Below are 11737 nucleotides of genomic sequence, written 5' to 3' on the forward strand. Positions count from 1 at the left end.
ATCGTGTCCCGGACGCAGCGCACTGCGCCGCTCAGCTCGCCGCCATCTCGGAGGCCCGCGCCAGCGCTTGCGTATCGACATACTCCCGGATGTTCGTCAGCTTGCCGTTTCGAACGGTAATGGCGAAGACCCAGTCGTCCTCGAACGTCTTATTGGTGGCTTTGACTTTGCCCTTGGCGGAACCGACGACGAGAACACGGTCTCCCTGCGCTACGAATTCGGGGAGCTTCGGGAATGACGTTTCCATCGTGTCGGAAGCCTTCTGAAGCAATTTCTCGAGTCCTTCGTGCCCGCGGTGCGTGCCGGCCAGCGGCCAGTGCTCTCCCGGAATGATCCACTCGATGTCGTCGGCGACCAGCGCCAGCAGGGCTTGCCTGTCGCCGCCCATTGCCGCGAAGAAATCCTTCACGACCTGAACGTTCTGTTCGATGCTCATGACCTTGCTCCGTTTCCTTGACTGGGATGGCGTCTTCGATGGTTCAGCCGGCGTCGACGTCGAGTTGCTGCAGCATCACGGAAGGCATGTTGTAGCAATGAAATGATGCGATCTTGCCACCGTCCAGTTTGAAGACATCGCAGGACGGGACGTCTATCGTCTTGCCGGTGGGAGCGATGGTTCGGGATGCTGCGACGAGCTCGCCTCTATGAGTTCCCTGGAGCGCGAGCTCGACGACGACGACATTCTTCGCGACGTGAACGCCGAGCAGCTTGTGGTGGACGTCGGGAAATGCGCTCGCGAGGCCGGCGATCGACTCGCCGATGGCCTCCCCGCGAAACGTCGTGCCGGACGGGACGTCCAGCATGTATCCGTGTTCCGAGAACATGGAGACCAGCTTCCTGGTGTCCAAGCTCCGCCCATCCGCGGCGGAGTAGAGTTCCCTGATAATTTCTTCGTTGCCAGGCATCTTGGTTTCTCCTTGGGTTGACGGTCTGTTCGCTGTTTCAGCCGATATCGACATGCAGGGCGATGTCCCAGCTACCGGCGCCGTTCTTGGCCAGGCCGATGAGCATCAGGCCGAGCGACTCGAGCGTCGCGGCCATGGGCAGGCCGCCGACATCCAGCGGACGCAGCCCGAGACTCTCGAGCAAGGTCGAGACGCGCGCCTTGGCTTCCGCATCGTCGGCCGCGATGAACGCGTCGAGGCGTCCACCCTTGGCCAGAACATGGCCGAACAGCGTGTTGAACGCCTTCACGACATGCGCGCTGGCGGGAGCGGCCTTGGCGATCTCCTGCGCACCGGAGCTGCCCGCGGGGGTGACGAGGCCCGTGGCGCCGGGGGCGACGGGATTGGTGATGTCGATGATCACCTTTCCGTCGAGCGCGTTCCCGAATTCGGCCACCGCCGCCGCCGCGCCACCGTATGGCACGGCGAGGATGACGATGTCGCCGGACGGAGCGGTGCCGTACGTGCCTGTGGTTGCTCCGGCGAGCTTGTCGGCCAGCGTCCGCGCCTTGGCGGGATCGCGGCTGAATACCTCGACGATGTGTCCGGCCTTTGCGATGCGTCCGGCGACCGCAGTGGCCATGCCTCCGGCGCCGATGATGCTGATAGTGCTCATGTGCAGTTTCCTTGTGAGTTGGGGTTGCTGGTAGTCTCTCTGAACGGGGCATCCCCCGTTGATATTGCGCGTGTGCCGAGCCGCGTGCGCGTCCCACACGGCATCGCGATTTCATGATCGGCCGGGCCGGTCACGGCCCGGCGTTCTGCCTCAGCCGAACTCAGCCGGCGGGGAAGTAATGGCCGTTGTCCAAGTCGGCGAAGAGGCCGGGCTGAGTGGGTTTCCAGCCGAGGGTCTGGCGGGTGATGGCACTGGACGCGGCGACGTCCAGCTTCACCAGATTCGCGAGGAACCCGAAAAAGCCTGGCAGCATCAGCTCATCCGCGGGAATCGGCACGGCCGGCAGGCTCAAGCGGCTGCCGATGGCTTCGGCGATCTCGCGGAACGGAATAGCCTCGTCGGCAACCGCATGCCAATTCCTGCCGGCGGGGCTCTTCTCCAGCGCCAGACGGAACACGGCGGCGAGGTCGCGGGCGTGCACGGCCGACCAATTGTTCTTGCCGTCGCCGGGATAGCCGACGACGCCCTTCTCCTTCGCAAGCCCGATCAGTATCGGGAGGAAGCCGGCATTGTCGGTCGTGCTGTGCATGATCGTCGGAATCCGTACGACCGAAGAGCGCACGCCTTGCTCGGCAAGACCGAGCACGGTCGTTTCGACAATGTTGCGAACTCGCAAGGTGCCCTTGAACTTCTCGCCGCCAGAGAGGGTGGGATCCTCCTCGGTGGCTGGACGGCCGAGACCTTCCCAACCCGGCGAGCCGATGCTCCCCGACGTGACCAGCGGCTTTCCGGTCCCCTTCAGAGCCTCACCGTATGCGAGCATGATCTTTTGCTCCGCGGCAGCCACCGCGTCGAGGCCTCCGGTGGGAAGCAGGTCTTGCCGGTGCGCGACGTGGATGACGCCGTCGGAGTCTGTGGCCGCCGCTTTTAGCCCGTCGAGATCATCGAGGTCGCCGCGACGCACCTTGGCGCCAAGCGCGGACACCGTCTCCGCAGACTTGTCCGACCGGGCAAGCGCAGTGACCTCGTGGCCGGCCGCGATGAGATCTGAAATGATGTACGGACCGGAATGGCCGGTGCCGCCAGTGACGAAAACGCGCATGTAACTTCTCCTTGTGAGCGATTTGATGTGAGTTGAGTTGAGGGTGTTGGTGCGAGTGCGATCAGCCGAGAAGGCTGAGGCCGGTTGCGAAGTTGGAGTGCTTGATGAGCAGGGCTCAGACCAACTCAGGCGGCGGGGAAGTAATGGCCATTGTCCATGTCCTCCATCAGGCCGGGCTGGACAGGCGCCCAGCCGAGCGCCTGGCGCGTGATGGCGTTCGACGCCACGAAGTCGCCGGTGACCACCGCCGACAGTCCGCCGAAGTAGCCCGGCACCATCATCTCGTCGGCGGGAATGCTGTTGGCGGGCAGGCCTATGCGCTTGGCGACGGCCTCGGCGATCTCCCGGAACGGGATGCCCTCGTCGCCCACCGCGTGCCAGGTCTTGCCGGGAGCGCCCTTTTCGAGTGCAAGACGGAACAAGGATGCCAGGTCGCGCGCATGTACGGCAGGCCATCGGTTCGCGCCGGTTCCGGGATAGGCGACGAAGCCTTTCTGCTTCGCGAGCCCGGCGAGCCCGACGAGAAAGCCCGCACGATCGGTCGAGCTATGCGCGATGAGGGAGATCCGGACGACCGAAGACCGCACACCCTTCTCGGCAAAGCCGAGCACGGTGGTTTCCACGACATTGCGAGACACCAGCGTGCCTTCGTCGAGGGGGCCGCTCGGTAGCGCGGGGTCATCCTCCGTCGCCGGTCGGCCGAGGCTGATCGGTGCGCCGATGCGGCCCGCACGGCCGACGTTCGAGGGCGCGCCGATGCTGCTTGCCACCACCAGCGGCTTGTTCGTGCCGGCCAATGCATCGCCCAATGCCAGCACAATCGCGAGTTCGGAATCGCGCAGCGCGGTGAGCCCCCCGGAGCCGAAGAGGTCGGCCCTGTAGCCGAGGTGGATGACGCCATCGGATTCCGCGGCCGCCGCCTTCAGCGCATCGAGATCGGCGAGGTCGCCACGACGCACCTTGGCACCGAGCGCGGACACCGCAGCGGCAGACTTGTCCGATCGCGCCAGACCGGTGACCTCGTGGCCGGCCGCGATGAGTTCCGGGATGACATACGAGCCGGCGTGGCCGGAGGGGCCGGTGACGAAAACGTGCATGGTAATGCTCCTTGCGAAAAATCGGCGATGAGCGGCTCAGCCGAGAAGGCTGACGCCGATGGCGAAGTTGGTGTGCTTGATGGAATGGGTCATGAGGCCGAGCGACAGCAGACAGACGTGCTCCAGCGTCCGCGCCATGGGCAGCAGCCCGGTATCCATCGGGCGCAGTCCAAGACTCCCGATGAACGCCGAGACGCGTGCCTTGGCCTGCGCGTCGTCTCCGGCGATGAACACGTCCAACGGGTGGCCCTCGACCGGACCGGCCGCCAGGACGTGGGAGAACAGGGTGTTGAACGCCTTGACGACTTGCGCATCGGCAGGGGCGGCCCTGGCGATCTCGTGCGCGCCGAAACTGTCGGCAGGGGTCACAAAGCTTACGTAGTCGGGAGCGACGGGGTTGGTGATGTCGACCAGGAGCTTGCCGGCCAGCTCCTTGCCGTACTGCTTCACCACGTCGAGAACGGCTGCGTAGGGGACCGCCAGGATGACGATGTCCCCGGCCGGGGCGGCGCCGAATGTCCCTGTCGTCGCGCCGGAGCCGACTTGTCTGGCCAGCGCCAGCGCCTTCGCGGCGTCGCGACTCGTCACCTCGACGGTGTGTCCGGCCTTCGCGGCAAGGCCGCTGATCGCCGCGGCCATGCCGCCTGCACCGATGATGCTAATGGTGCTCATGCTGGTATTCCTTGCGGCTGCGCTGGCGCGCCTGTTGCCATTGGCGCCAAAGCGCCCTATCTAACGGATCACTGATCCGGATACTGTAATCGGATCAGCGATCCACATATACGGATCACTGATCCGATTGCAAGGTGTCTCATGCGCGCTGACGCGAAGAAAAATCACAGCCATATCCTCACGGTCGCGCGCGAGGTCGTCACCGAGCATGGTTCCGATGCGTCGATGCGCGATATTTCCCGTCGGGCCGACGTCGGGCTGGCCACGCTGCTTCGTCATTTCCCGACGCGAGAAGCCTTGTTCGAAGCGTTGGTGTGTACGGATCTGGACGCGCTGACGCAGAAGGCGGACGAACTTGAAACAGCGACTTCACCTGGCGAAGCGCTCGCGTCCTGGTTCCGCGATTGGGTGACATTCACGCAAAGCTACAGGGGCGTTGTCGCCATGATGGCCGCCGCCCACACGAACCCGGACTCCGCTCTTTATGCTTCATGCGCAGCGGTGCACTCGGCGAGCGCGCGACTGCTGCTGCGTGCCCAGGCCGAAGGTACGGCGCGGGCCGATATGAATGGGGACGACCTGTTCGGCCTGATGTCAGCGCTGGGCTGGCTCGTCGACCTACCCTCTTTCGCGCCGCGGGCCGATCATCTCTTTCACCTGATTACGAGCGCCATCCTGACAAATCGGCCCAGCAACGATGTCAAGAAGACAAGGCGTTGAATCAGATCGGCATCGGATGGTCGATCCGGGCGATGCAGTAAACGCCGACGCAGTCCTAAGCCAACTCGGCTTCATGACCGCGCTGCGTAAAGAGTTTTTTTCCGATAACATCCCTCTGGAACAAAACTTCCATCAGCGCGCCATCGACCGATGTTCTCATACACATCCGGAATACGGGACTTCCAAATCTCGTTAGCAGAAGAATCATTTCGGCGTCGATCACGGGCGGACCGATCACGCTTATCTGCGCTCCAGTCTCGGACACCTCGATCAATTGACAGTCACGACACCACGTCCCGTCTATTGCCATGACTCTGACGTCGAGAGGATTCTCGAATCTGACCCGCGCCGCCCCCTTACGGCGGTCAGTGGCTGTCAATTTCATTACGTTCAAACTCCCATCAAAGTTCGGGGGTCAGACGGCCACCGCTGCTTTGGGTGCTTCAAGAAGCCCAGGCGGGGGAATGGAGACGCGCGACCGCAGCAAAGTGGCGGCTTGGGCAGGATCGACCGCGCGGCTGTAGAAATAGCCCTGCGCCGATTTGCAACCAGCGGACGACAGGAACTGCGCCTGCTCCGCATTTTCGACGCCTTCCGCAAGCACTTCGGTGTCCAGCTCTTCGGAAAGACGGATGGCAGCGCGAACGACCGCAGCGCATCGGATTTCCGTCGTGCATTTGAAAATCAGTTCTTGTGCAATCTTGATCCGATCCACCGGAAAGTTGGTAAGATAGTTGAGCGAGCAATATCCCGTGCCGAAATCATCGATTGCGAGTCTCAGCCCGAGCGCTCGCAGACGGGCAATGATGTCGCGATGCGGTTCGGTGGCCTCCATGAGGACGGATTCGGTTAGTTCGAGCTCTATCCGGCCGGGCGCAATGTTCCACCGATTGAGGCTTGCGACGATGTCCCGCTCAAGTTCGGGTCGCTTGCACTGGATCGCGGAGAGGTTGACCGCAACCGTGGGCACATCGATGCCCTCGTCTTGCCAGACCCGGATCTGATGGCAAGCTTCGTCTAATACCCATCTCCCCAGCTCGACTATCGAGCCGGTCTTCTCTGCAATCGGAATGAATACCGCAGGGGATATGGCGCCGCGTCGCGGATGGCTCCAGCGCACCAGCGCTTCGAGCCCGATGATACAGCCCGTTTCGATATCGACCTGGGGCTGATATTGCAGCGCAAGGCCGCCGCATTTAATCGCGACCTCGAGTTCTCGTCCCAGAATGACGCGCTCGCACGCAAGCCGGCCAAACATCTCGTCATGAAAGCAAACACAGTTGCGACCGGCATCTTTCGCTCGGTAAAGCGCGAGATCCGCTTGCATCAGCAGGACGTCCGGTCCGTCTACCTCCTGGGTATAGCGCGCAACCCCGACACTGGCCGAGATTCGCTCGGCGTATCCCTGGAGCATGGCGAGCTCGTTGAGAGTCGCGACAATCCGCTCTGCCAATGCCGCCGTTTCGCCTTCGGCGCCTGCACGCGCTTGCAGGATAGCAAATTCATCGCCGCCCAAGCGGGCAACGCAGTCGCCATCACTCGTTTCTGCGAGCAGCCGTTCGCCAACCTGCACCAGTAGAGCATCACCAGCCGGGTGGCCCATCAGATCGTTGAATTCCTTGAAGTGGTCGAGGTCTATGTAAAGCAGGGCGAAGGCGCCGCCGCCGCGCCTGGCTTTGTCGAAGGTCATGGCCAACCGGTCGTGAAAGGTTCTGCGATTGGCAAGGCCGGTGAGCGGGTCTGTGCACGCCAATGCGCTGATGATATTGTTGGCTTCGATAAGCTTGCGTGTGTGCAGGTTCGACCGCCACATGAACGCAAAGACGACGCCGGTCAGGCATAGGCCGGCCGCCAGGAGGATCCAGGCCCTGGAGTGCACCAGGATCGACCCTCGCTTGGGCACAGCGACCATCCGCCACTGACGATCGGCAACGTCGATTTTTCCGGACCAATGAAGGGCCGCATCGAACTCCGGGCCGTGGCTCGCAGCGAGCAACTCACCCGATGGTTTCGGCAGACTGCTGTAAATCAGCCGCGTGCTCGAACCGGCTTCCGACGCGAAGATGTAGTAATCAGCCGGGGTCTGTATTCCATGCAGGGTCGCGGCAACGATCGTGTCGATCTGAAATACGCCCTGCACGAAACCGGCGAGATTCTGGCGTCGCTCCTCGACCGATTCGTGCGGCAGGCCGCGTTTGTAAATCGGTAGGACCACGAAGAAGCCGACCCGGTCGCCGGTCCCCGATTGCAGCCTAAATTCTTGTGAGGCCGCCAGCGTGTCACCATCGCGCGCGCTTTCGAGCGGCTGCTGTCGGATGCCGCCGTCGGCCAGGTTCAACCCTTTCACCACGTCAAGACGGGTCTTTTCCGTCGTGTAGTAGACTGGAAAGTATTCTGCGGCGATGGGTGACGGTTCAAGTATCCCGTCCGCGCCCATCGAGCGGATGCGATAGCCGTCGCTGCCGCCCTGCTGGGCTTTCTGCTCGTGGACCGCCCGTTGGTCGTTTCGAATGCGCGGGATCCAGGACAGGCTCAGGATTGCGGACTGATCCCGTAACAGCCGGTTGGAGAACGCCACGAACTCCTGCTCGCTGATGACATCCGAAGTAGTCTCAAATATCGCCTGGAGCGGGGCCAGCTTCGTGAAATGCTCGTTTATCCCATTCTGAAGGGCCGCCTTCATGTTGTCGGCACGCAGATTGAACTCGGCAGCCGAGTTTCGGTCCTCCAAGCCTGAGACGAGGTACGAACCCGTGATCGACAGGACAGTCCCGAGAACCGCGAACAGCAAGATCGGCCCGCGACGCCGAACGTCATGTGACGTCTTGTGGCTCATGCGACCCGCCCCGGTGCCGTCGGCGCCTCGAAGGCCTTGTTGAGGTCCAGGCGTGGCTCGCTTCCTTCCGATACCTGCGCCCCCGCAACGCCGTCGGATGGTTCTTCGACGCGATCAGCGAGGATCGACCGAAGCGGATCCACGTCGTCGATCGACTCGGCCTTGCGCTCTCTGAAATCTGACGACATGAACTGCCCGAATTCCTTCACGGCAAAGCATGGCGCAGGTTCCCCCGTGCGGGCAATCGGAGGTCACGACCGTTTCGCGACAACCCTCAGACCGATTTGGACAAATTTGGTCTTGCCCCATCGCCCGACGTCCGGAAACGCTCCCGGTATTCGGAGGGCGTGACACCGATACGAGCGAGAAAGACACGCCGCATCGCACGCGCCGACCCGAAACCGCTCTTCGTCGCGACCGTGTCGATCGAGAGCCAGCTACCCTCGAGCAGGTAGCGTGCGACGTCGATACGCGTTCGGTCGACGTAATCCGACGGAGATATTCCGACCTCATGCGTGAAGACGCGTGCGAAATTGCGCGCGCTCATCGCAGCCATCTTGGCCAGGGCATTGGTCGACAGGTCCGCAGCCGGGTGATTTAAGACGTATTGCTGGACGTGGTGCAGCCGGCTGCGGTCCGCAGCTTGCGCCGCAAGATGTACGCTGAACTGGGATTGGTCTCCTGGCCGCTTCAGGAATACGACCAGGCGGCGGGCGACATGGAGCGATACATCGCGGCCAAGATCTTCTTCGACGAGAGCAAGACCGAGATCGATCGCTGCGCTCGACCCTGCAGAAGTCACAAGCGCACCGTCCCGGACGAACATCCGGTCGCCATCGACCTTGGCGTCAGGAAAGCGTTCGGCGAGCAGAGGTGCAAACTGCCAATGCGTCGCCACGACTCGGCCGCCAAGAAGTCCTGCCTCACCGAGCAGAAACGCCCCGGTGCAGACAGAGCCGTAACGCCGGGTCTGCGGCGCCAACCGGGCAAGCCAGTCGATGACATCCCTACTTGGCGTATTGGGAACACCGACACTTCCGGCCACAAGAAGCGTATCCGGATTGGTCGGGCTTGCGAGGTAGGTGGAGTCCGGCAGCACTCTGAGCCCCGAGTTGCAACGGATCGGTTGATCGTTTTCCGCAACGATCGAGACCTCGTAGAACCTCTCGCCGACGCGGTCGTTGGCTTCAGCGAAGACGTCCGTCAGCCCGGCAAGTTCGAGGGAGTGAACGTTCGATGGTGAAAAGATGACGACCCGCATGTGGAATCCTCCGCACCCGGCGTCTTGGGTCCACGTCTTCGTACGAGCCCTGCATGCCAATACTGTCAGCCCGCCGGGGCGATGGTGCGCTCCGGCATCTTCAAGCTTGCAACGCCGCCCATAGCCGGAGTTTATGCCACGCGCTCGGCGTCAAATGGACGAAAGGCTGCTTTACCCGGATCATGGTCAATAATGGCGACTAAGGGTATTTCTTACGCGCGACATCATGGAACTTATTTGTTGAGGAAACAAGGCCGCGGGTTTGTCTTGCGCGTAACGGCGAACGTCGAGATTGGCCACGCGAAGCAATTTCGTGGCAATCATGGCTGCGGGCTGAATAGCACTTGTTGCAGAGCGGTCGCTTTGTACCAGAAGCGGCCATCGACCATCCACACCGCGATGCGGGCTCAGTTTCCCGAATCTTTCAACCAGGAAGAAATCGTCTGGTTAAGATAGTCGGGCACTTCTTGCTGAATGAAGTGGCCAACGCCAGGAACGATTTTCACGGTGAGATTGTCGGGATTTTCTATCCATGACTTTTCCAGATCGAGAGTGCTCAGCAAAGCATGCGTCTCCTCGATTCCGTGCACATGCAAAACCGGGCATCTGATCACGGCACCGTAGATTTTCTTCATGGTCGGATCGAAGAGGTTGAGCGCAAACTGGGAAAAAGTGTAGTTAGCCTTGTAATAGCTCATCATGGACGAGATGGATGATCTCTTGAAAGCCTCGATGTAACGGCTCTTGATCTGTGGATCTACAATCCAGTACGCCAACTCTTCCGCAGTCAGGTTGTCGCCTTTGCCTCGGGCGAAGAACCGCGTGGCGTAAGCGCTGGCCCTGGACTGCGCGACAGGATGGTTCCAGGGAAGCAATTCCTTCGTGATGGCGCCAGGATGAGGAACGCTGAGGACGACAAGTCTTTCGATCAGATCCGGATTTTGCCCGGTGAATAGCCACGACAGAGCAGCGCCCCAGTCGTGCCCGATCAGGATGGCCTTGCGACCGTTACTCTCTGCATTGATCACGGCGCGGATGTCGTCGAGGAGAATCGGAGTCTTGTACGGCTCGACACCTTCCGGCCGACCGCTCAAATTGTACCCGCGCAGATCGAGAGCAACCACCTGATAATTTTCTGAGAATGCCTTGATCTGATTTCGCCAGGAATACCAGAAGTCAGGAAATCCGTGCACGAACACCATGAGCGGCTTCTTGTCGGATCCCATGGTGACGTAGTGGATTTTCGTCCCGGCATTGTCCGCATACCGGTGCAGAAGGTTCGGATCCTTATCGATATCAACGGCAGGCTCGCTCAAAACTGCCGGGATTTTATTGTGCCAGACGGCCTCCTCTGCATTTTCCGCGGAAGCAACGTGAGTGAACATGGCAGTGAGCATGGCGGCTCCAAAAAGCATCATCGAGCGGGTTCTAAGGGCCATCTCATCGATTCCTTTCGCCAGAACGACTGGCGAAAGCGAGGTCGCACGAACTCATTTGATATCTCCTTCGGCGATCTGGATGCGGAAAGCGGCGCCATACCCACCCTCTGGTCGACGTTTCGATTGCCCGGCACTGCGGGACACGTTTTACTATGGTGATCGCCATATTATGGCAATCGCCATAGAAGTGTCAAGCTAGGTGTGATAGGTTCGAGGCATGCCCCGTAAGACTGACGCCCGCGCTAGCGCGATTGCCACGGCCGAACGCCTGTTTCGCATCCAAGGCTACACCGCGACCGGATTGACCCAGATCCTGAAGGAAAGCGGTGCGCCTAAAGGATCGTTCTACTTTCACTTTCCACGCGGCAAGGCACAGCTCGCAGAAGAAGCCATCGATCATTACGTCGCGCGTCGAATGGCTATGGTGCGGAGTATCTCGGCAAATACGACGGGTGATGCCCTGAATTTCGTTCAGCAGATTTTCAGCGCATTCGCGGCCGAAATGGTCGCCTCGGATTTCCAGTATGGATGTCTGATGCAAAATCTGGCGAATGAGCTGCCCGCGCTCGACGCCGAGCTGACCAAACGGGTGGCGCGCGGATTTGTCGATTCGACGGAGATTGTCGCGGAGCATTTGAGGGGATGCGGTTTTACTCCCGCGCGCGCATCCTCGACCGCAGCCGCATTGGTAGCCGCCGTCGAAGGCGCGCGAACGATCGCCCGCCTGGAACGCACGCCGGCGATATTCGCGGCGCTGGCGGATGTCAGTGTCCGGGGGTGGGCTGCCCCCGAGAAGTGATCCGGGTCCACGGTTCTCGCTCGGGCGTGGAAGGTCGATCCGGACGCGGGTGTGATGGGGAAGACCGGTGAGCCGATGGGGGAGCAAATCCCGGTCTCATATGCAGCTATTCATCGTCCATTCGAGTTTTAGAGCTTTTTTGGATTGAGCCTACTCGCCGTCCTCATGGTGAGGAGCGCGCCATTTGGCGCGCGTCTCGAACCATGGCGTGTGTCGCCCATCCTTCGAGACGCGGTCGAAGATGACCGCTC

At 61.3% G+C, this 11737-nt stretch carries 12 protein-coding genes; 2 read left to right on the forward strand and 10 right to left on the reverse strand.

Annotation, left to right across the window (positions count from 1 at the left end):
• Positions 1–31: 31 nt before the first annotated feature.
• The 6 genes from JWR89_RS07265 to JWR89_RS07290 form a co-directional block, all read right to left on the reverse strand.
• Positions 32–436 carry a nuclear transport factor 2 family protein gene (locus tag JWR89_RS07265; RefSeq protein WP_299713679.1) on the reverse strand — a complete coding sequence of 135 codons (405 nt, stop codon included), beginning with the start codon at positions 434–436 and terminating at the stop codon, positions 32–34.
• 43 nt (positions 437–479) lie between these two features.
• The gene (locus JWR89_RS07270) at positions 480–905 is read right to left on the reverse strand and encodes a nuclear transport factor 2 family protein (protein ID WP_299713682.1); all 426 of its coding nucleotides are present in this window, start codon (positions 903–905) and stop codon (positions 480–482) included.
• 37 nt (positions 906–942) lie between these two features.
• Positions 943–1659 (reverse strand): NADPH-dependent F420 reductase, encoded by a 717-nt coding sequence (locus tag JWR89_RS07275; protein ID WP_299713684.1) that lies wholly within the window; start codon positions 1657–1659, stop codon positions 943–945.
• Between the two features lie 61 nt (positions 1660–1720).
• Entirely contained in the window at positions 1721–2662 is a 942-nt protein-coding gene (locus JWR89_RS07280) for an SDR family oxidoreductase (protein WP_299713687.1), read from the reverse strand.
• A 125-nt stretch (positions 2663–2787) separates the two neighbouring features.
• Entirely contained in the window at positions 2788–3759 is a 972-nt protein-coding gene (locus tag JWR89_RS07285; RefSeq protein ID WP_299713689.1) for an SDR family oxidoreductase, read from the reverse strand.
• A gap of 36 nt (positions 3760–3795) precedes the next feature.
• Entirely contained in the window at positions 3796–4491 is a 696-nt protein-coding gene (locus JWR89_RS07290; protein WP_299713710.1) for an NAD(P)-binding domain-containing protein, read from the reverse strand.
• Positions 4492–4572: 81 nt separating this feature from the next.
• Between JWR89_RS07290 and JWR89_RS07295 the strand changes: the two genes are divergently transcribed.
• The gene (locus JWR89_RS07295; protein WP_299713692.1) at positions 4573–5151 is read left to right on the forward strand and encodes a TetR/AcrR family transcriptional regulator; all 579 of its coding nucleotides are present in this window, start codon (positions 4573–4575) and stop codon (positions 5149–5151) included.
• Positions 5152–5566: 415 nt separating this feature from the next.
• Here JWR89_RS07295 and JWR89_RS07300 read toward each other — a convergent pair whose 3' ends face one another.
• The 4 genes from JWR89_RS07300 to JWR89_RS07315 all read right to left on the reverse strand — a co-directional run bounded on the left by JWR89_RS07300 (position 5567) and on the right by JWR89_RS07315 (position 10687).
• Positions 5567–7987, reverse strand: a complete 2421-nt coding sequence (locus JWR89_RS07300) for an EAL domain-containing protein (RefSeq protein ID WP_299713695.1) — start codon at positions 7985–7987, stop codon at positions 5567–5569.
• Positions 7984–8196 carry a hypothetical protein gene (locus JWR89_RS07305; RefSeq protein WP_299713698.1) on the reverse strand — a complete coding sequence of 71 codons (213 nt, stop codon included), beginning with the start codon at positions 8194–8196 and terminating at the stop codon, positions 7984–7986. Before JWR89_RS07305 ends, JWR89_RS07300 begins: the two co-directional genes overlap by 4 nt.
• Before the next feature lie 65 nt (positions 8197–8261).
• Positions 8262–9248, reverse strand: coding sequence for a helix-turn-helix domain-containing protein (locus tag JWR89_RS07310; protein WP_299713700.1), 987 nt, complete (start codon positions 9246–9248; stop codon positions 8262–8264).
• A 407-nt stretch (positions 9249–9655) separates the two neighbouring features.
• Positions 9656–10687 (reverse strand): alpha/beta hydrolase, encoded by a 1032-nt coding sequence (locus JWR89_RS07315; RefSeq protein ID WP_299713702.1) that lies wholly within the window; start codon positions 10685–10687, stop codon positions 9656–9658.
• Between the two features lie 217 nt (positions 10688–10904).
• On the opposite strand from JWR89_RS07315, the gene JWR89_RS07320 reads away from it, so the two are divergent.
• A complete protein-coding gene (locus tag JWR89_RS07320; RefSeq protein WP_299713705.1) occupies positions 10905–11486 on the forward strand; it encodes a TetR/AcrR family transcriptional regulator in 582 nt (193 codons plus the stop codon).
• Positions 11487–11737: the final 251 nt, after the last annotated feature.

The sequence above is a fragment of the Tardiphaga sp. genome, from assembly GCF_028290785.1.
Lineage (GTDB): Bacteria > Pseudomonadota > Alphaproteobacteria > Rhizobiales > Xanthobacteraceae > Tardiphaga.